Genomic DNA, 19,622 nt, shown 5'->3' with positions numbered 1-19,622 from the left:
GGCGGCTAGGGCACCCCGTACAGGCTCCCCAGCACGGCCGCCACAAGCGCGGAGCAGGCGCCGGGCAGCCCCCGCCAGCCCCGGCGGCGGGCCGAGCGGGGACACCGGCAGCAGCCGCCCCGGAGCAGCGGCATCACCACGGCCCGGGTGAGGAGGTGCTCGGTGGACCGGGCAGGGGGGAAGACGGCCCGGTCGTCCAGAGCGTCCGGGCCGTGCAGCGCGAGGGCGGGCACGCCGAAGGCCGCGAGGTCGGCGACGGCGTTGAGCGCGCCGAAGCCGCCGAGAAAGCGGAGGAAGCGGAGGAAGCGGAGGAAGCGGTGAAGCTCACGAGGGCGCGGGACGTCCGGCCTGGGCAGGGCGCCGGGCGCGGGACAGTCGTGGGCGTAGGCCCGTTGGGCCGTGTCGAAGCACAGGTTCCGGGCGAGGACCTGGGCCGGGAGCATCGGCGGGAAGGGCAGCAGGAGTCCGGAGATCAGACTCCGCGGAGGTGCCGTACGGGGGTGTTCTCGGCCCGGTCCGTCAGCCGCCCGACCAGCAGCCGTACGACCGTGACGATGTCCGGGTCGTCGACGAAGTACACCTGCCGACGCCCTTCGCGCCTGGAGCGCACGAGTCCGGCGAGTCTCAGTTTGGTGAGGTGCTGGCTCACGGCGGGCAGCGCGCCGCCGACCCGCTCGGCGAGCCCGGTCACATCGCTCTCGCCCTGCGCCAGCGCCCACACGATGTGCAGCCGGGCCGGCGAGGCGAGCAGTCCGAATACCCCGGCGGCCTCCGTCAGCACCTCTGCGGACGGATCGTCGAAACCGGCGTTACCCGTACCTGTCACCACCGGGCCAGTTTAGGACCTGCCCGGCGGGTCGGTGCCGGAGACGCGGGGCCCCGCTCACCGCTTGCTCCGTGCCGCGACCGTCCTCCGGCCTGACCCGCCGGGGCAGTCGGGACTTGACGACAGCCCCTTGGCGAACCCTAGGCCGGTGCGGGGCCCGTGCTCCGTCGCACGATGAGGTGGGCGGGGATGACGGAGACCACGGCTCCCAGGGCCGCGGCCGGCTCCTCCGCGCCGTCGATCCGCGCGAGGAGGAGCCGCAGGGAGCGGGTGCCGATCTCCTGGAAGTCGGTGCGGATGGTGGTGAGCGGGGGCAGCAGATGGGCGGCTTCCGGGATGTCGTCGTAGCCGACGACGCTGACGTCGTCCGGGACCCGGCGGCCGGCCTCGTGGAAGGCGCGCAGCGCGCCGAGCGCCATCTGGTCGTTGGAGGCGAAGACGGCGGTGACGTCCGGATCCCGGGCGAGCCGCCGGCCCAGTTCGTACCCGGAGTCGGCGCTCCAGTCACCGACGAGCGGCTCCGGCACCTCGGCCCCGGCCTTCTCCAGGGTCTCGCGCCAGCTCGCGGCCCGGCGTTCGGCGGACGTCCAGCCGGTCGGTCCGGCGATGTGCCTGACCGTACGGTGGCCCAGGCCCAGGAGGTGTTCGGTGGCCAGGCGCGCCCCGCCCCGGGAGTCGGCGGTGACCATGGGGGTGTCGTCGTCGAGGGCGTTGTCCATCACGACGAGGGGGATGTCGAGGTGGGCCCCGGCGAGCGCCCTGCCGACGCGCCGCTGCGGGGCGATGGCGATGACCCCGTCGGCGCCCTCCGCCGACAGCCGGTCCACGGCCTGGACGACGGTGTCCCGGTCGGCGGTGTCGAGGGCGATGGAGCTGACCAGGTAGCCCGCGTCCTGGGCGGCCGTGTTGATCGCGGTGAGGGTGGAGGCGGGGCCGTAGCGGGCCGCGTCGAAGGAGATCACCCCGAGCATCCGGGTCCGCCCGCTGGCCAGCGAACGCGCGCTGCGGCTCGGCCGGTACCCGAGCGACCGCATGGCCTCCAGCACCGACTCGCGGGTCTCGGCCCTGACGGCCGGATTGTCGTTGAGCACCCGCGACACGGTCTGCTTGGAGACGCCGGCCAGCCGTGCCACGTCGTCCATCACCGGCCTCGCTCCCGCGAAGTTGCGCCGGCTGCGTCCCTTGGGCGCGGCGCCGCCAGCGGCACTTCGGGTCATGGGGTGCATCCTTCGGCTCTGTCCCGTGGGTGGCGGTCGTGCCCCGCCCGGCTGGGCCACAGGATAGGCCGCCGGACGGGCATCTCCACCGGCAGGCCCTACCCTCCGATCACCTGGGTCCGGACCGTGACCCACTCGACCCGGGCGATCCCGGCCTCTCCCACCGGCACGGGCACCGGCAGGTACACGGGCGCCTCGGCGGCGAACGGCAGCACCCTCACCCGTAGCCCGCCGCCGGCGCGCAGTGCGTCCTCCGGCAGCCGGTCGAGGCCGATCTCCCAGATCCGCCCCGAGAAGAACTGGTCGGCGACCAGCGTGTCCCCGACATAGGCGCGGGCGATGTCCCCGGTCCAGTGGATGCGCAACAGCGTTCCGGTGCGCGGGAGTTCGTCCGGTACGTCGATGAGGTACTCGGCGGCCGAGGTGTCGAAGTACTTGTCGGCGGGGGCACTGGCCCGGTCCAGTACGCCGGTGACGGTGTCGGGGGCGGACCCGGCGCCCCGGACGAGGGACACGTCGAGGGTGCCGGAGTCGCCGCCCGTGGGGAGCGTGTAGCGGGTGAACACCCCGTCGGAGGCCATCGCCAGGTTTTCGCCGGGAGGCGTCTCGGGCGCGGGCAGTACGGCGAACGACGTCTCCGGCGCCGCGCTGTGCACCCGTACCTCCCCGGCCGGCTCGTCGAAGACCACCCCGTCCCCGGCACCGCACAGGATGAGCCGCTCGGCGCCCCAGGCCACGCCCCGGTAGGCGGTACGGGCGGTCGCCGCGTCCAGTACCAGCAGGCCGACCTGTCCGCCGTCCACCGTCCCGACCTCGACGAGGGCGTCCGTGCCGGGCCGCAGTCCGGTGACCAGGAAGCGACCGTCGGCGGACACGACCTTCCCCATGGGGGTGTGCACGTACCTCAACGTTGCGATGTCCAGGGCGAGTTCGACGGGAATCCCGTCCGTGGCGGCCAGCACCAGGACGGTACGTCCGCCGGCGTCGACCGTGCACACCGGCTGGGCGGTGGCCCAGTCGAGTCGGAGTCCGGCGACGTCGAGACGTAAGGGCCAGCAGAAATAGGCTCCTTGAGGGATCGTCAGTGGCGCACTGGGAACAGTCAGTTCGGGAGCGCCCGGGAACCCGACGGTGAAGGACGCGTCCGGGTGGTCCGGCAACGGCTCGTGCGGCTGGTGGTTGTTGACGAAGAGGAATCCGGAGCCACCGTCGCTCCGCACGGCCCATCGCAGGGTCTCCCGGTCGTCCTGTCCGGTCGGCCGCCGCGCGGGCAGCACGGACTCCATGGGGGCGATGCGCTCGCCGAATTCCGCCAGCAGCAGGTGCTGGAGGCGCAGTTCGTCGTAGGAGGGCCGGTACTGGCCGTACTCGCCGAGCGGCGCCTGGAAGTCGTACGTCAGGACGGGCAGGTCGTTCGGGTAGCCGGTGGCGTGGGACTCCTGGAGGGTGGTCAGTTCACCCGCCGGGTTGGTGCCGCCGTGGAACATGTAGTAGCCCTGCCAGACCGAGCCGCACCCGATCTTGGTGAGCCCGAGGGCGCCGATGTCGGCGGCGTCGACCCGTGGCCGACGGTGGTAGGCCACGGCCATCCCGCCGCCCAACTCGCAGGTCGCCCAGGGGAATCGGTCGGTCAAAGCCGGTTCGCCGCCCCGCACGTGCGTCGGCCGCAGGTCGGCGCCGATGCCCTCGTCGTCGCGCTGGTGGGTGAAGAAGAAGTGCTTGCGGCAGGTGTCGGGCCAGCCGCCGTCCCACTCCGTCCAGAAGGTCTCGGTGTAGCCGCCGTACAGCGGAAGCAGTTCGTCGGGCGGGAGTCGGACCCCTCCCCAGGCCGTCGAGGTCCAGAGCGGGGCGCTCAGCCCGGCCTCCTGTGCCAGCCGCTTCAGGGTGAGGAGATGGCCCGGCTGCTCGTACAGCTCGTTCTCGATCTGGATGGCGATGATCGGGCCGCCGTGCGCCCGGTCGAGCCCTGTCAACTGCTCGGCGATCGCGGCGAACCAGCCGCGTACGGGTTCCAGATAGGCGGGGTCGTCGGTGCGGGGTGCGCCGGTGCGGGCGAGCAGCCAGTCGGGCAGTCCGCCGTTGCGTACCTCGGCATGGCTCCAGGGGCCGATGCGCGGGATGAAGTCCAGGCCGTGGCGGGCGCAGAGTTGGGCGAAGCGGCGCAGGTCGCGGTCGCCGTCGAAGCGCACCCGGCCCTCGGTCTCCTCGTGGTGGATCCAGATGAGATAGCTGGCGACGGCGCTCACGCCGGCCGCCTTCATCTTCAGCAGCTCCTCCTCCCACTCCCCCGCCGGGTAGCGGGTGTAGTGGAACTCGCCGGAGACAGGGAACCAGGGGCGTCCGCCCCGGGTGAACCAGCGGCTGGTCACCCCGATGGGGTCGGCGGCTCCCGGCGCGTCGGAGAAGGGGAGATGGCCGGTGAGCGGGGGTTCGGCGGTCGCGGGGATCCGGAGGGAGTGGTGGGTCATGGCTTCACCGGGCCGAGGTCGGGGGCGCTGGTGAGCAGGGCCTGCGCGGAGGTGGTGGCGGTCAGCTCAAGGAGCAGCAGGTCGTTGGCGCCCCGGCGCAGTACGGGCGCGGGCACGTAGAGGGTGCGCTGCGGGCCGCGGTTCCAGTAGCGGCCGAGGTGGAAGCCGTTGATCCAGGCCTGGCCCTTGGTCCAGCCGGGCAGCGACAGGAAGGTGTCGGCAGGGGTGACGACCTCGAACGTGCCCCGGTAGAAGGCGGGTTGGGCGGCCGGGGTCGCGTCCGAGGGAGCGAAGGGCAGCGCGCTGAGGTCGTCCAGGGTGAGGGGGTGGCTGTCCCAGCCGTGCAGGGCGGTGCCGTTGAAGGTGACCGCCCCGAGGAGCCCCTTGGGCGAGCCGATGCGCGGCCCGTAGTTGACCCCGCCCATGTTCTCCACGAGCACCTCGACCGCCGCTCCGGCAGAGGGAATCCGGACGGGCAGGGACTCGTCGTGCCGCTCGCGCTCGAGTACGCCGACGGGGGCGCCGTCGACGAACACCTGCGCCCGGTCGCCCACCCCGCCCGCGAAGTGCAGCAGCCCGTCGCCCGCGAGGGGAGCGGTGGTGCGGTAGAGCACGTATCCGGCGCGCAGCCCCAGTTCGTCCATGGTCACCGGGTCCTCGGTGCGCACGGGCTTGGCGAGGAGCCCCACGTTCGGAAGCAGGGGCGACCGTTGCCCCAACTCGACGACGGTGGGCGGCAGTTTCACACTCGGTGCGGGGACCGGCTCGTCCGGGACCGGCGCGTGTCTGGCGATCACCTCGCGGAAGGCGTGGTACTTCGGCCCGGGGTCACCGTTCTCGGTGAGGGCGGCGTCGTAGTCGTAGGAGGTGACCATGGGCTGGTAGGCGTGGTCGTGGTTGGCGCCGTTGGTGAAGGCGAAGTTGGTGCCGCCGTGGAACATGTAGATGTTGACGGACGCGCCCGCCGAGAGCAGCAGGTCCAGGTCGGCGGCGGCGTCGGCGGCGTCCCGGGTGTGATGCTCCTCGCCCCAATGGTCGAACCAGCCGATCCAGAACTCGGCGCACATCAGGGGCCCTTCTGGCTGATGGGCCCTCAACTGCTCCAGTGACTGGGCGACTTTGCTGCCGAAGGTGCCCGTGGTGAGGACACCGGGCAGGCTGCCCGCCGCGAGGTGCTCGGGGTTGGCCTGGTCGCAGGTGAAGAGCAACTCCCCGATCCCGCGCGAGCGCAGGCTCTCCGCGAGGTGTTCGAGATACGCGGTGTCGTCGCCGTACGCCCCGTACTCGTTCTCCACCTGGACGGCGATGACCGGACCGCCGGACTCGGCGAGGTAGGGCAGCAGGGGTGGCAGCAGCAGGTCGAGATAGCGGTCGATGGCGCCCGTGAAGCGGGGATCGCTGGAGCGCAGCCGGATGTCGGGGTCGGTGGTGAGCCAGGAGGGCAGTCCGCCGCCGTCCCACTCGGCGCAGATGAACGGGCCGGGCCGTAGCAGGACGTGCAGCCCCTCCGCCTTGGCCAGCCGCAGATAGCGTGGCAGGTCGAGGATGCCGTCGAGGGCGAGGGTGCCGGGCTCGGGCTGGTGGAGGTTCCAGGGGACGTACGTCTCCACGGTGTTGAGGCCCATCAGACGGGCCTTGCGGAGCCGGTCGGCCCACTGGTCGGGGTGGACGCGGAAGTAGTGCATCGCGCCGGAGATGATCCGGAACGGTTCGCCGTGCAGCAGGAAACCGTCGGACGTCGTTGTCAGGGCGGGAGTGGGCATGCGGGGGATTCCCTTCGGTTCGGTTCATGGGTTCCAGCCGGTTCGCTGGAGGTGAGGTGGCCGGCAGAAGTCGTTCAGTTCAGTAGGGGGCGTTCAGTGGAGGACGTTCAGTGGGCCCGGGTCGTCCTGGTCGCCCGGATCAGCCAGAGCGTGGCCGCCAGGCACAGCGCCGAGACCCCGCACAGCAGCAGCGGCACGGCCCGAACGCCGGACCACTCGATGGCCTTGCCGAGCGCCGGGCCCGCGGCCACTCCCCCGGCCATCGACGCGGCGATGACCACGGCACCGGCTCTCCGCGCCGCTGGGGCGGCCCGGTTCAGCCAGGGCAGCCCGGTGGGGAAAATCGGCGCGATGAAGAGACCGACGCCCGCGTAGGCGTAGGGGGCGAGTCCGGGTACGGCGGCCAGCAGCAGACAGACGGTCATACCGGCGCAGGACACCGCGATGATCGACTGCGGCGAGAAGCGCAGGGCGAGCGGGGCGGCCAGGAAACGGCCGGCTGTCATCATCAGCCAGTAGACGGAGGTGGCCGTGGCGGCGGCTCCGGCGCCGTATCCGACCGTCTCCAGGTGCGTCGGCTCCCAGCCGCCGACGCCCGCCTCGATGCCCACGTGCAGGACGTAGAGGGTGACGAAGACTCCGAGTACGGAACCCAGGCTGCGGGCGAGCACCTGCCGGCCCGGGCCGCCGGAGGCGCCGGGCGCGGGGGTCGGCTGCGGCACATGGTCCCGTACGCCTCGAAGGCACAGCAGCAGGGGCAGGTTGGCGAGGGCGAAGGCAAGGAAGACGGCAGGATAGTGCTCGGCGCCGACCATGCCGATCAGGGCCGGGCCGAGGATCGCGCCGATGCCGAAGTGGGCGTTGAGGATGTTCAGCATCGCCGTCGAACGGTTGCCGAAGCCGACCGCGAACAGCTGGTTGAGGCCGTAGTCGACACCGCCGAAGCCGAGCCCGGCGAGCAGGGCGGCGGCCAGCGCGACGGGCCAGTTCGGCGCCAGCGCGAAGCCCGCGGCGCCGGCTGCCATCAGCACGTACGAGCTGCCGAGGATCTGCCGGTTGCCGATCCGCACGTACAGCCGGTCGAAGAGGAGCACTCCGGCGACCCCGCCGGCGAAGTGGGCGCTCAGCCCGAGTCCCGCGGCCGACGGGGAGAGCCCGAACTCGTCACGGAGGGCCGGGATCGACGGACCGTACAGGGCCTGGATGACCCCGATCAGCACGAAGCCGACGCAGGAGGCGACCACGGCGACGGGGCTGAAGACCGGAACGGTCGGGTTCGCAGGGGGCGCCGGGAGGGACCGTTGTTCGGTGACCGCCGGTCGTCCGGTCGGTTGATCGGTCACGTGGACTCCCGTCGCCTGTGGTCGAGAACGCGGCTGACCCTGTCCTCGCGCCGGTGCGGGGACGGCAACGATGTTACCGGTAACATTTGTGCCGTCAAGATCCCCCGAGGCCATTCGCCTCAGGGGATTCGGAACGGAGTCGGCGGGATCAGCCGCCCGTGCCGCCGAGCGACCAACGGGGAACACGTCCGGCCAGTCGGCAGGCGAGGACGTACAGCGGTATCGGCGGGGTGTACGGGGAGTCGCCCTCGGGGCTGTGGATCAGCCGGGGCCGGACGGACGGGGACGGCGGCCTGGTGCGCGTCCACGAGGGGTCGGCCAGCTGGGCGCCGACCACGTAACGCGTGTCCGGCGGCCAGCTGACACCGAGATGGGAACCGGACGGGACGATCCACCACCAGCGCTGGTCGTCGGCGAAGACACAGCCGACGCGGGGCAGGGAGTCCATGATCCGCTGCCCGTACTCACGGGGCGTGCCCACGGCGTCGCACCCGAGACCGGCGGTCAGCCGGGCGGGGAGGACGAGGTGGCCGGGGTGGCCCGAATACTCACGCGGGGACTTGGCCGAGGGGGGCGCGTGGAGCGGCGGGGGCGTGAGGTGGAGGGCGGACTGGAGTGGGCGAGGTACGTGGGGGATGCAGGACGGGTGAGGCATGCGCGACGGGTGCGCGACCGGGTCGTGCGGGCCGCGTCGGCGCGGGTCAGGAGAGGGAGTACGGGGGATGCGGTGCTGGCGTTCCATACGGTCCATGTGAGGCGATTCCTTCGGCCGAGTGGGGGACGGGCCGGGTGCGGTGCGAGGCCGACGTGTGCCAGGGGTCGGGTGCGGCGGCCTGTACGGCGTGGGGGGCGGGTGGAGCCGGGGGTAGGGCGGGTACTGGTGCAGCGGCGAGCGCGGCGGCGGGCGCCGGAGGAAAGGCAGGTACCGGTACGGCGAGCGCGGCGGCAGGGGCAGGCGGGAGTGCGGGTACGGGGCTGGCCGACGCCGACGCGGCTGCCAACCCGGCAGCAGAGACCGAGGAAAGCACAGGCACAGGTACAGCGGGCGGCGCGGCAGGGGCGAGGGCGGGTACGGCCCCGACCGGCGCAGACCCTGCGGCCAACCCGGCAGCAGAGACCGAGGGAAGCGCAGGTACGGATGCAGCGGCCGGCACGGCAGGGGCGAGGGTGGGTACGGGCCCGACCGGCGTCGGCGCGGCGGCGAGCGCGGCGGCAGGGGGCGGGGGGAGGCTGGGTGCGGGGCTGGCCGGTGTCGCCACTTCGGGGGCGGAGGGCGCACTCCCGGCGGTCGGTGCGGGCTTGGCGGAAGCCACTGCCGTGGCTGACGCCGACGCCGCCTCGGAAGGAACCGTCGCCGGGACCCGCGTCGATGCCGTAATCGGCGGCGCCGTTGCGGCGGTGTCCGCCAACTCGGCCTGCTCCGTGAGGAGTTCGGCCCAGACGATGCGCCCTGAGCCGTGCGGGGCGTCGCGGACGCCCCAGTCGGCGCTCAGCATGCCGACCAGCAGGAGTCCGCGTCCGCACTGTTCGTCGGGGCCGGGCCTGCGCTGCGCCGGCAGGGTCCCGCCGCGGTTCTCGTCCTCGACCTCGAGCCGCAGCCGACCGCCGGAGAGATGCAGCCGGCAGACGATCCGCTCACTGGCGGTGTGGGTGAGGGCGTTGGTGACGAGCTCGGAGGTCACCAGAAGGGCGTTGTCGGAGGTGTCGGGGTCGACCCCCCAGCCGTCGAGCAGCTCGCGCACCTTCCGGCGAGCTGCGCTCACGGAGGCGGGAGTCGCGGGCAGACCGAACATGTCCGACTGCGGAGAGTGATCGAGGTGGTCCGGGTGATCGGGGTGGGCCGCGTGGCCGGCGAGCCGGCCGCTGGGCATTCGGCCGAGTGGCTGGGGGAGGGAGGGCGGAGCCATCGCCGTTCGCCTTTCGTTGCCTGCGCACCCTGGCCGGTGCGACACCGCCCCGAAGGTGATCCGCGAGCAGGTCAACCCGCATCAAAACAGCGCAGGTTGCGGCCCTTTCTCCCCCAACTGGGCCGTTCGATCTCGTCGTTCACCGTTTCCGGGAAGGTATGAACACTGTGACACCTGACAACAACGGCTCGCAACCAGCAAGTTGAAATTTGCAATTTGTGGGGTGCATGCTGCTCCCGTCAAAAGATGATCGTGACAGACTGCAACCCTGAGCCCGGTGTGAGGGGGTAGGCGTGACCGCGGAGACCGACTGGGGCGGCGCCCCCTCCGTCCTGCGCATGATCCTCGGCAGACAGCTGGAGGAGCTGCGCACGCGTGCCGGTCTCACCTTCGAGGACGCGGGTGTGGCGATCGGTGTCAGCCACTCCACGATCCGCAGGATGGAAGCGGCCAAGGTGGCCAGGCTCCGCCTGCCGGACGTCGAGAAACTGCTGCAGACGTACGGGGTGACGGACCAGCAGGAGATCGACACGTTCCTGAAGTCTGTCCGTGAGGCCAACAAGCGCGGCTGGTGGCACAACTACCGGGACGTACTGCCCGACTGGTTCGCCGCGTATCTGAGCCTGGAACAGGCGGCGTTGCAGATCCGTGCGTACGAGGCGCAGTTCGTGCCGGGTCTGTTCCAGACGGCGGACTACGCGCGTGCGCTGCTGGGCGCCGGCAATCCGCACGGCTCGTCGGAGGCGACGGACCGCCGGGTGGCGCTGCGTCTGCGCCGCCAGGAACTGCTGACCCGCGCGGCACCACCGCGGGTGTGGATCGTGATGGACGAGACCGTGCTGCGGTGGCCGGTCGGCGGTCCGGAGGTGATGCGCGCGCAGATCGACCATCTGATCGCGATGAACGCGCTGCCCCATGTGACCTTGCAGATCATGCCCTTCGGCAACGGCCCGCACCCCGCGATGCGGGCCGGGGCGTTCCATCTCTTCCGGTTCAGGGCACCCGAGTTGCCGGACATCGTCTATCTGAGCGGTCTGGTCGGCGCGGTGTATCTCGACAAGGGTGACGACGTCGTCGTCTATCGAGAGGCTCTGGACCGGTTGGGCGCGCAGTCGGCGCCCGCCAGAAAGACCGAGGCCCTCCTCGGTGCGATTCGCAAGGAGCTCTGACATGCACCACCCCACACACCCCCACCTCACGCACACCCACTCCAACCACACCAGCCACTCCCACCCCGTACGCAACGGCATGCCGGCCCATGAACTCGGTTCCCGGGGCTGGTCCAAGCCGTGGAGCGACGACGCGGGCGGCGCCTGCGTCGAAGTGAAGAAGCTCGCCGACGGCCGGGTCGCCGTCCGCCAGTCCACCGATCCCGACAGCCCGGCCCTGGTCTTCACCCCGCACGAGATGACGAGTTTCCTGGCCGGCGTCAAGGCGGGTGTCGCAGACTTTCTGCTCTGAACTGCCTTGTTTCTACTGAGACTTGACTGACCAGACTCAGCCCGATGACCTGAATGGGAGGGCCGCGTGCCCGACAACGGATGGCCGGCCGACCGAATCGACACGGAGAACGCACACTCCGCGCGGATCTACGACTACATCCTCGGCGGTAAGGACTACTACCCCGCCGACAAGGAAGCGGGCGACGCCATGTCGCACGAGTGGCCCGCCCTGCCGATCCACATGAAGGCCAACCGCGACTGGATGAACCGTGCGGTGGCCTACCTGGCCAAGGAAGCGGGCATCCGCCAGTTCCTCGACATAGGCACCGGCATCCCCACCTCCCCCAACCTGCACGAGATCGCGCAGTCGGTGGCTCCCGAGTCCCGGGTGGTCTATGTCGACAACGACCCGATCGTCCTCACTCTCTCCCAGGGCCTGCTGGCCAGCACACCGGAGGGCCGGACGGCGTACATCGAGGCCGACTTCCAGCACCCGGAGGCCATTCTCGACTCCCCCGACTTCCGCGAGACCCTCGACCTGACCAAGCCTGTCGCCCTCACGGTGATCGCGATCGTCCACTTCGTCATGGACGAGGACGACGCGGTGGGCATCGTCCGCCGCCTTCTCGAACCCCTCCCCTCGGGCAGCTACCTGGCGATGACCATCGGCACCGCCGAGTTCGCCCCGGAGGAGGTGGGCCGGGTCGCCCGCGAGTACAAGGCCCGCAACATGCCGATGCGCCTGCGCACGTTCCCGGAGGCGGAGGAGTTCTTCGAGGGCCTCGACCTGGTCGAGCCGGGCATTGTCCAGGTCCACAAGTGGCACCCGGACGCCACGAGCGGCGAGGGGATCAGGGACGAGGACATCGCCATGTACGGGGCGGTGGCTCGGAAACCGTAGGGGGCGGTGGATCGGAAGCCGTAGGGGCGGCGGTTCGGTGACCGCGGTCACGGGCACGGGCACTCCCGCCGCGGTTCGACGTCCCGGTACGCCCGTTCGCCCTGGCACACCGCCAGGGCGAACGGACGTTCGCATCCAGCGCCTCGACGCGCGGGCAAACATCAGTGCACGAAAGGGAATCAGAGGTCCCATTTCCCCTTCCGATCCCCTCCGCACCGGCGATCCTTCTGATACTGCCGGGGACCGACCGAGGAGGATCACCCGCACCCGGCACATCCCGTATCGCCGCATGGACCCTGGTTCCAACTGGTTGCTCACTTGACTACCAGGCGTCACATCCGATTGGCTCCGCCCAGCGAAAGTCGGACAGTCGGTGCACGTCACCCGACGATCGCGCAGATTTCGCCGTACCCGAATCCCGCTTGTCCCACCCCCTCGTCCCACTCCCACTCCCCACCCTCCTCCTCCTCGGCCGCGCAGCGAGGTGCCGCATTTCCATGAACACACCCCCCGCCTCTTCCGCCTCCCCACGATCCGCCCGTGTCACGGCCGTTGTCGCCGGCCTGGCCGCCGTCTGCCTTCTCGCGGCCGGCTGCTCGGGCTCCGGCTCCGACGGGGCGGACTCCGACCAGGGCGCCGCCGGCGCCGGCACCGCCCGGCTCAAGGTCGCCCTGATCACCCACGGGGCCAAGGGCGACACCTTCTGGGAGCGGGTGCGGAAGGGCGCGCAGGCCGCCGCGGCCAAGGACGACATCGAGCTGACGTACACGAGTGACCCCGGTGCCGCCGCCCAGGCCGATCTGGTGCGCGACGCGATCAAGGACAAGGTCGACGGAATCGCCGTGACCCTGGCCAAGCCCGACGCGATGAAGAGCGCGATCGCACAGGCGAAGGCGGCGGGGATACCCGTGGTCGGTCTCAACTCGGGCATCGACGCCTGGCGTTCGGCGGGCCTGCTCCAGTTCTTCGGCCAGGACGAGAGCACCGCCGGCCGCGCGCTCGGCGACAAGCTGAACGCGCTCAAGGTCAGGCACGCGCTGTGCGTCATCCACGAGCAGGGAAACGTCGGCCTGGAGGCGCGCTGTGCCGGGGTGAAGAAGACGTTCACCGGCGACACCGAGAACCTGTACGTGAACGGCACCGACCTGGACACGGTGACCGCTGCCCTCGCGGCCCGGCTGAACCAGGACTCGAGCATCGACGAAGTGGTCACCCTGGGCGCACAGTTCGCGCTCTCGGCGGTGAAGTCGGTGGATCAGTCGAACAGCAAGGCGAAGATCGCCACCTTCGACCTCGACCACGACATCGTGGGCGCCATCAAGAGCGGTGACGTCCAGTTCGCCGTGGACCAACAGCCCTACCTCCAGGGCTATCTCGCGGTCGACTCGCTCTGGCTGTACAAGTCCAACGGCAACTTCAGCGGCGGCGGATCGGCTCCCGTGCTCACCGGGCCGGCCTTCGTCACCAAGCAGAACATCGCCGACGTCGCCAGGTTCGCGGCCAACGGCACCCGCTGAGCCACACCCGTACCCGGCCCCCGTACCTCCTCCCGTCCCACTCCGGCCCTCCGCAGACGTTCCGTATCCTCTTCCGGCTCGCTCCCGAATCTCCTTGCGCAGCAACCTTCGTACAACGGCTGCCCCAAGCTTTGGGGGCTCACGGTGCGTACGTTCACTTGTACGGATAGCATCCTGCGGACCCACGCGTGTTCCGCCACCCGTTCCGTTTCCGCTGTCACCCACCGCCTGTCACATGCCACTTGTCACTTGTCACTTCCGCCCACCGCTGATCGCCCTAGGACGACGATGCCTCCACGCAAAGGTGCCCGGCGCCGTCTCGGCTCCATACGTCTCTCGCTGATCCTGCTCGCGCTGGTGCCCAGCGTCACCCTCGCCGCGATGTGGGGTGTGACGACGATTCAGATGTTCTCGGAGGGCCAGCGGCTGCGGGACCAGACGCAGCTCAGCAGGGCGACCGGTGCCATGGGCACGGACGCCACGCTCGCGTTGCAGAGGGAACGCACCCTGTCGGCCGTGTGGCTGTCCTCGCCCAGGGGCGACCGCAGCGCCCTGGACGAGCAGCGCAGGGCGACGGACGCGGCGGTCGCGAAGCTGGTCGGTCAGACGAAGGCCATCCAGGAGGCCCCCGACCGGATCGGGGAACGGATGTACTCGGTCATCGCGGCGACGGGCAGCCTGGAGTACTACCGCGGGCAGGTCGACCATCTCACCGACATCTCCCCCCAGCAGGTACTGGACCAGTACTCGTCGATCATCGGCAACCAGATCCACGCGTTCCAGGAGCTCTCCCAGGTCGACGACGGCGACCTCACCTCGCAGGCCGGTCCGCTCGTCTCACTGGAGCAGGCGGCCGAACTGGTCGCCCAGGAGGACTCGCAGCTGATGCTGGCCTGGCCCTCGGGGCATTTCGACCAGAAGGAGTGGGAGGCCTACGTCCGGCTGGTCAGCGCCCGGCGCTGGGTCGTCGAGGACCAGCTGATCCAGTCCCTGACCGGCACGGCGAAGACCCGCACCGAGACGATCCTCCAGGGGGCCGCCTGGCGGACCCTGACGTCCATAGAGGACCAGGTGCTCGCGTCGGGCACGCCCGGCGGCGGCGCCGAACGGAGGATCACCCTGCCCAACAGCCAGAAGCAGTGGATCGCGGCGATGGACGAACTGAGCGTCCAGTACGGCTCGCTCATCCATGACGAGACCCAGGAACTGCTCGACCGCAGCAACGACGAGGCACGGTCACTCCTGATCAAGGCCGCTTCGCTGAGCGCCGGCGGACTCGGCGGGCTGCTGCTGTGCATCGTCCTGTCCTGGCGCATCACCCGGTCCCTGTCCCGTCGGCTGCGCGGGCTGCGCATGGCCACCCTGGGCCTGGCCGAGGAGCGGCTGCCGGACGTGGTGGCGCGGCTCAACCGGGGCGAGAAGGTCGACGTCGAGTCGGCCACCCCGCCGCTGGACTACGGTCACGACGAACTCGGCCAGGTGGCACACGCGTTCAACGCCGCCCAGCGCACCGCCGTGCACACCGCTGTCGAACTCGCCGACACCCGGCGCGGCTTCCAGAAGGTCATCCTGGGCATCGCCCGGCAGAGCCAGAACCTGGTCAACCTCCAGCTCACCAAGCTGGACGCGCTGGAACGCGCCCACCAGGACCCGGAGATCCTCAAGGGCCTCTACGAACTCGACTCCACGGCGAGCCAGTTGCGCCGCTACGAGGAGAACCTGGTCATCATCAGCGGTGAGCGGCCCGGCCGCAGCTGGACCGAGCCGGTCGCGCTGATCGACATCCTGCGCAGCGCCGTCGGTGAGGTCGCCGAGTACCAGCGGGTGGAGGTGCAGACGGAGGAGGACGTGTACCTGGCGCCGCCCGCGGTGGCCGACGTCATCCACCTGCTGGCCGAGCTGATCGACAACGCGACCGCCTACTCCCCCGCGCCCAGCCCGGTGGGCGTACGGGCGGCGATCGTCGCCAAGGGACTGGCCATCGAGGTCGAGGACCGCGGACTGGGCATGTCCGAGGAGGACTACGCGTCCTTCAACGAACACCTCTCCAAGGCCCCGCAGTTCGACGTGGTGGCGCTCGCCGACGACCTGCGGCTCGGCATGTTCGTGATCGCGCGCCTCGCCGTCCGGCACGGCATCCATGTCACGCTGCGCTCCTCGCCCTACGGCGGTACGACGGCGATCGTACTGATCCCGCATGATGTCGTCGTACGGGAACTCACCGCGCCGGACACGGATTCCTCGTTCGCGAAGGCGGCGTCCGCCGAGGTGCCCGGCCCGGTCGTGGCGGAGCGCGCGGCGCACGAGCGGATCCGGGAGACCCCGCCCGCCACGTCCCGCGTCCGGACGGCCGACGCCGGTTCCGCTCCCCGGCAGGCCGCCCTCGTCGGGGCGGACCGGGGCGCCGGGCAGGGCGGTGAGCGGAAGGCCGAGCGGAGCGGCGGTGCCCGCAAGGGCGGACTCACCCCGTTGCCGCGCCGCGTGCCACAGACCAGTCTGGCCGCGGAACTGCTGGAGGACACCGAACAGGGCGGCACGTCCGAGGACGCGCTCGACGAGTTCTCGGCGGAGCGCGCGGCCTCCTCGCTCTCCGGTTTCCAGCGCGGAACCCTCCAGGCCCGTGACGACGACGCCGAAGAGCAGTACGACCATGGGGAGGACGACACACCTCAGGAACCTGCAGTACCGCTCCCCTCCGCAGGCACCCCGGTCACCTCGACTCCGCCCGCAGACCGCTGATGAAGGACAGAGAAATGACACGCCCCACCCCCGCCACGCACACCGAGCTCGACCAGTTGCTCACCGGACTCGTGGACCGGGTAGCCGAGGTGAACCACGCCGTCGTGCTTTCCGAGGACGGACTGGTCGTCAGCAGATCCACGGCCTTCCTGCGTGACGACGCCGAGCGGCTCGCGGCGACCGCGTCCGGGCTGATGAGTCTCAGCAAGGGCGTCAGCATGGACTTCCGGGGCGGCCCGGTGCGCCAGGCGCTGATCGAGATGCGCAACGGCTACCTGATCCTCACCGCGGCCGGCCCGGGCGCCCACCTCGCGGTGCTGACCAGCCAGGGCGCGGACGTCGGCGTCGTGGCGTACCAGATGAACATGCTGGTGAAGAAGATCGGTGAGCACCTCAGCGCGGCGCCGCGTGCCGGGGTCGTCGGCGCGGCCGGCGAGTGAGGTGAACGGAAGCGACGCGGCCGGCCGTCTCGTACGGCCGTTCACGCTCACCGGCGGGCGGACCCGGCCCAGCCGCGCCGACTTCACACTGATCACGTCGGTGACGGCCGTGGAGCCGCAGCCCGACGGGGGCAAACGGCCGCAGCCCGAGCACGCCCGGATCCTGCGGCTGTGCGCTCGGCCCGTCGTGGTGGCGGAGCTCGCGGCCCATCTGGATCTCCCGGTGAGCGTGGTCGTCATCATGCTGTGCGACCTGCTGGAGGCCGGCCGGATCACGGCCCGGTCCCCGCGCCAGATCTCGCGCACCACGGACATGGACCTGCTCCAGAAAGTGAGGGACGGCCTTGGCCGGCTCTGACCCGACCGTGAACGGGACCTCGGCGCCCGACACGGTCAAGATCCTCATCGCAGGCGGCTTCGGTGTCGGCAAGACGACGATGGTCGGCTCGGTCAGCGAGATCGTGCCCCTGCGCACCGAGGAGCCGCTCACCGCGGCCGGCCTCGGCATCGACGACCTCGACGGCATCGAACAGAAGAAGGCCACCACCGTGGCCCTCGACTTCGGCCGCATCACCCTCAGCCGGGAACTGATCCTGTACCTCTTCGGTACGCCGGGCCAGCAGCGGTTCTGGTTCATGTGGAACGACCTGGCGATCGGCGCGCTGGGGGCCGTGGTCCTCATCGACGTACGCCGGCCGGAGTCCAGCTTCGCGGCGATCGACTTCTTCGAGCGCCGGGACATCCCGTTCGTCGTCGGGGTGAACGGTTTTCACGGGGAACATCCGTACGAGCCGGACGAGATCCGGGAGGCGCTGGCGCTGCCGGAGCACACACCGGTCCTGCTGTGCGACGCACGGGACCGGGAGTCGTGCCGGGACGTGCTGATAGCCCTGATCGACCAGTTGATAGCGTCGGCGACCCCGGGCGGCGGCAGCGCGCACACTGCCTGACGTCACGTGTAAGTGGGCTCCTGCCACATGGTCCCCTGTGGGCAGGCTGTGAGTTCGCTGATTCTCATTCGTCGCTCAGAGTCGCCTCAGGGTCGCCCCAGACACGGCCCCGATCGTCACTGCCATGAACGAAACGAACGCGAGGGGCGTCCGGCGGCGTTCGGTCGAGATCGTGGTGCCGGTGTACAACGAGGCGCACGTACTCGCCGACAGTGTCGGCCGTCTCCACGCCTGCCTCGTAGCCTCCTTCCCGTTCCCGTTCCCGCTCCCGCTCCCGCTCCGGATCACGGTCGCGGACAACGCCGGCACTGACGCCACCTGCCGGGCGGCGAACGACCTGCCGCTGCGCCTCCCCCATGTCCACGCCGTCCGTCCGGATGCCAAGGGCCGGTGCCGGGGCCGCGCCCTGAAACACGGGTGGAGCCGCTCGACCGCCGACGTGGTGCGTGGTCCGGAGCGCGAGTTCGTCTCCCGGTCGTACAACGCCCTGCCGAAGATCGGGCTCGTGGCCCGCTTCTCGGACCCCCAGTGCGGTTTCGAGGCGGTCCGCACCGACGCCTTCCGGGCCTCGGAGCCCGTCCGGCGGATCACGCCGGAGACGCAGGGGCTCGCGTGCGCCGACAAGGCGCCGCCGGCTTCCTCCGGCCTGAACCGCCGGACGGAACTCGCCCCGTACACCGCGGACAACGACTGGTTCCCCGACACCGGATTGCTGGTCCTGGCCCAGCGCAACCGTCTGGGCGTCCACGAAGTGCCGGTCGACCGGTTCGACGCCCCCGGCAGCCGTGTCGGCATCGTCCACACCACGCCGGACGGCCTCAGGGGCACGCGCCGGATGCTGCGCGCCGGTCTCACCGGCCGCTCCCGGATCGCCGTCCCACAGCGCGGGCCCGTATCGAGTCCGATCGGCGCGCCGCAGCACATCAGCAGCCCCGCCCCCAGCTTGGAGTACGCGTCATGACGACCCTCGCCCCGCCGCCGACCCGCGACAGCGCGCCCCGCCACAGCCGACGTGCCGCATCCCCGGCCTCCGGGGACGGTCTCACGGCCCGCGCCCGGCGCCTGTTCACCGGCGCCCCCGAGGACCCGCGCTGGACCCGCCCGACCCTCTGTGCTGGTAAGCCCGGCTATCAGAACTTGCGGAATCCCAGCCCGAGCGATCGGTGAAGGGAGATCTGCGAGACGGACACGGACGGGAACGTTCAACCGCTCTGCCGCCCGTGCCACCGCCTCAAGACGCGCGAGGATTCGGAGCCGCTGGTCCGCCGTTCTGAACCCGGTTGTGTACCTGCTGTCAACCGGGCGGACCGGAACGGAAAGCGCGAACTCACACAGCCGGGCTGCCTAAATTCCTGCGCTCCCCAACAAGACGTACACGGTGTCGAGCACGGGAGCCAGGGCCTGGCCGAGCGGGTTGGTCACGGGGCAGAGGTCAGAGGGGAGGCCACAGGACACGTTAGTGAGCTCTGCTGCTGCTGCGGTGGCGGCGGTAGGTCCAAGAAGCGCGGTGGCTCCGAGGACAGCAGCAGCAAATACACGCTTGGTGTTGTTCATGCCCCGCTAACGATCTTCATGCCGCTGGGGATACGCCCGGCACGCAGACACCGCCCTGTGCGAGCCCTGGCCCAGCCGACGGCGACGCTGGACGACGCTTCAGGGACACCCCCTGCAGCCGCACCAGCGGTGCGGAAGCATCCGCCAACCCTGAACTGGCCACCACGCCACCTCCGCCTACCGCGTGAGAGGAAGTACGGCGACGCGGTCGACTCGATCCACGAGGCTGGTGTAGCGGGCTCGCATGTTGAGATGCCAGCGCCACCGAGAGGCGAAGTCGAGTGCTCGCAAGAGAGCGATGAGGAACGTCGCCGAGCCAGCTGCTATTCGCGCCCATGTCGAGTAGCTGGTGGGAAGGATGGCGGCGGTGGTCGCTGCGAGGGCAAGTCCAGTGCCTCCGTTATGCCAGGTGGCGTCGATGAACGCCCCTCGCTTATGTGGCTTTGCAGCCTTCCGCAACGTTTCGGGCAGGGTTTCTGCGGATTGGTCCAGATCGGTCGCACGGACAGCGTCCAACGCGCGTTCCCCTCCCGTGGACAGCGTTTGGACCAGGAT

At 70.7% G+C, this 19,622-nt stretch carries 17 protein-coding genes; 9 read left to right on the top strand and 8 right to left on the bottom strand.

All coding sequences use genetic code 11. The features are described 5' to 3' along the window. Positions 1-5 precede the first annotated feature (5 nt). The 8 genes from IEY89_RS11540 to IEY89_RS40560 form a co-directional block, all read right to left on the bottom strand. The gene (locus IEY89_RS11540) at positions 6-443 is read right to left on the bottom strand and encodes a hypothetical protein (RefSeq protein ID WP_189147254.1); all 438 of its coding nucleotides are present in this window, start codon (positions 441-443) and stop codon (positions 6-8) included. Positions 444-472: 29 nt separating this feature from the next. Further along, positions 473-829: an ArsR/SmtB family transcription factor gene (locus IEY89_RS11535; protein ID WP_189147253.1), complete on the bottom strand. Its 357-nt coding sequence runs from the start codon at positions 827-829 to the stop codon at positions 473-475. A 137-nt stretch (positions 830-966) separates the two neighbouring features. Further along, positions 967-2,043, bottom strand: a complete 1,077-nt coding sequence (locus IEY89_RS11530; protein WP_189147252.1) for a LacI family DNA-binding transcriptional regulator — start codon at positions 2,041-2,043, stop codon at positions 967-969. Between the two features lie 98 nt (positions 2,044-2,141). After that, positions 2,142-4,511, bottom strand: a complete 2,370-nt coding sequence (locus IEY89_RS11525) for a beta-galactosidase (protein WP_189147251.1) — start codon at positions 4,509-4,511, stop codon at positions 2,142-2,144. Continuing rightward, entirely contained in the window at positions 4,508-6,274 is a 1,767-nt protein-coding gene (locus IEY89_RS11520) for a glycoside hydrolase family 35 protein (protein WP_189147250.1), read from the bottom strand. The genes IEY89_RS11525 and IEY89_RS11520 overlap by 4 nt, the downstream gene beginning before the upstream one ends. A gap of 107 nt (positions 6,275-6,381) precedes the next feature. Then, positions 6,382-7,518 carry an MFS transporter gene (locus tag IEY89_RS11515; RefSeq protein ID WP_229695190.1) on the bottom strand — a complete coding sequence of 379 codons (1,137 nt, stop codon included), beginning with the start codon at positions 7,516-7,518 and terminating at the stop codon, positions 6,382-6,384. Positions 7,519-7,765: 247 nt separating this feature from the next. After that, positions 7,766-8,098, bottom strand: a complete 333-nt coding sequence (locus IEY89_RS40565) for a hypothetical protein (RefSeq protein ID WP_308437429.1) — start codon at positions 8,096-8,098, stop codon at positions 7,766-7,768. Positions 8,099-8,318: 220 nt separating this feature from the next. Continuing rightward, positions 8,319-9,524 (bottom strand): ATP-binding protein, encoded by a 1,206-nt coding sequence (locus tag IEY89_RS40560; RefSeq protein ID WP_229695168.1) that lies wholly within the window; start codon positions 9,522-9,524, stop codon positions 8,319-8,321. Between the two features lie 293 nt (positions 9,525-9,817). On the opposite strand from IEY89_RS40560, the gene IEY89_RS11500 reads away from it, so the two are divergent. From IEY89_RS11500 to IEY89_RS11460, 9 genes are all read left to right on the top strand, one after another. After that, positions 9,818-10,693, top strand: a complete 876-nt coding sequence (locus IEY89_RS11500) for a Sco1979 family transcriptional regulator (protein WP_189147247.1) — start codon at positions 9,818-9,820, stop codon at positions 10,691-10,693. A gap of 1 nt (position 10,694) precedes the next feature. Continuing rightward, positions 10,695-10,985, top strand: a complete 291-nt coding sequence (locus IEY89_RS11495) for a DUF397 domain-containing protein (RefSeq protein WP_373287227.1) — start codon at positions 10,695-10,697, stop codon at positions 10,983-10,985. 66 nt (positions 10,986-11,051) lie between these two features. After that, positions 11,052-11,867: an SAM-dependent methyltransferase gene (locus tag IEY89_RS11490; RefSeq protein WP_189147246.1), complete on the top strand. Its 816-nt coding sequence runs from the start codon at positions 11,052-11,054 to the stop codon at positions 11,865-11,867. A 497-nt stretch (positions 11,868-12,364) separates the two neighbouring features. Continuing rightward, positions 12,365-13,384, top strand: a complete 1,020-nt coding sequence (locus tag IEY89_RS11485) for a substrate-binding domain-containing protein (protein ID WP_189147245.1) — start codon at positions 12,365-12,367, stop codon at positions 13,382-13,384. Positions 13,385-13,672: 288 nt separating this feature from the next. Next, entirely contained in the window at positions 13,673-16,123 is a 2,451-nt protein-coding gene (locus IEY89_RS11480; protein WP_189147244.1) for a sensor histidine kinase, read from the top strand. Between the two features lie 14 nt (positions 16,124-16,137). Further along, complete coding sequence (locus IEY89_RS11475; protein WP_006377390.1) at positions 16,138-16,563, top strand: roadblock/LC7 domain-containing protein; 426 nt, start codon at positions 16,138-16,140, stop codon at positions 16,561-16,563. 1 nt (position 16,564) lies between these two features. Next, a complete protein-coding gene (locus IEY89_RS11470; RefSeq protein ID WP_189147243.1) occupies positions 16,565-16,921 on the top strand; it encodes a DUF742 domain-containing protein in 357 nt (118 codons plus the stop codon). After that, entirely contained in the window at positions 16,908-17,513 is a 606-nt protein-coding gene (locus tag IEY89_RS11465; protein ID WP_189147242.1) for a GTP-binding protein, read from the top strand. The genes IEY89_RS11470 and IEY89_RS11465 overlap by 14 nt, the downstream gene beginning before the upstream one ends. Before the next feature lie 124 nt (positions 17,514-17,637). Next, the gene (locus tag IEY89_RS11460; RefSeq protein WP_189147241.1) at positions 17,638-18,474 is read left to right on the top strand and encodes a glycosyltransferase family protein; all 837 of its coding nucleotides are present in this window, start codon (positions 17,638-17,640) and stop codon (positions 18,472-18,474) included. Positions 18,475-19,622: the final 1,148 nt, after the last annotated feature.

Source organism: Streptomyces lacrimifluminis (assembly GCF_014646095.1).
Classification (GTDB): Bacteria; Actinomycetota; Actinomycetes; order Streptomycetales; family Streptomycetaceae; genus Streptomyces; species Streptomyces lacrimifluminis.
This window is presented reverse-complemented; position numbering and strand designations above follow the sequence as displayed.

Bases quoted from the DNA above. Each gene is read 5' to 3' on its own strand.
- IEY89_RS11540 (WP_189147254.1), bottom strand. From the start codon at position 443: ATGCTCCCGGCCCAGGTCCTCGCCCGGAACCTGTGCTTCGACACGGCC.
- IEY89_RS11485 (WP_189147245.1), top strand. From the start codon at position 12,365: ATGAACACACCCCCCGCCTCTTCCGCCTCCCCACGATCCGCCCGTGTC.
- IEY89_RS11480 (WP_189147244.1), top strand. From the start codon at position 13,673: ATGCCTCCACGCAAAGGTGCCCGGCGCCGTCTCGGCTCCATACGTCTC.
- IEY89_RS40560 (WP_229695168.1), bottom strand. From the start codon at position 9,524: ATGGCTCCGCCCTCCCTCCCCCAGCCACTCGGCCGAATGCCCAGCGGC.
- IEY89_RS11475 (WP_006377390.1), top strand. From the start codon at position 16,138: ATGACACGCCCCACCCCCGCCACGCACACCGAGCTCGACCAGTTGCTC.
- IEY89_RS11525 (WP_189147251.1), bottom strand. From the start codon at position 4,511: ATGACCCACCACTCCCTCCGGATCCCCGCGACCGCCGAACCCCCGCTC.
- IEY89_RS11520 (WP_189147250.1), bottom strand. From the start codon at position 6,274: ATGCCCACTCCCGCCCTGACAACGACGTCCGACGGTTTCCTGCTGCAC.
- IEY89_RS11495 (WP_373287227.1), top strand. From the start codon at position 10,695: ATGCACCACCCCACACACCCCCACCTCACGCACACCCACTCCAACCAC.
- IEY89_RS11530 (WP_189147252.1), bottom strand. From the start codon at position 2,043: ATGACCCGAAGTGCCGCTGGCGGCGCCGCGCCCAAGGGACGCAGCCGG.
- IEY89_RS11460 (WP_189147241.1), top strand. From the start codon at position 17,638: ATGAACGAAACGAACGCGAGGGGCGTCCGGCGGCGTTCGGTCGAGATC.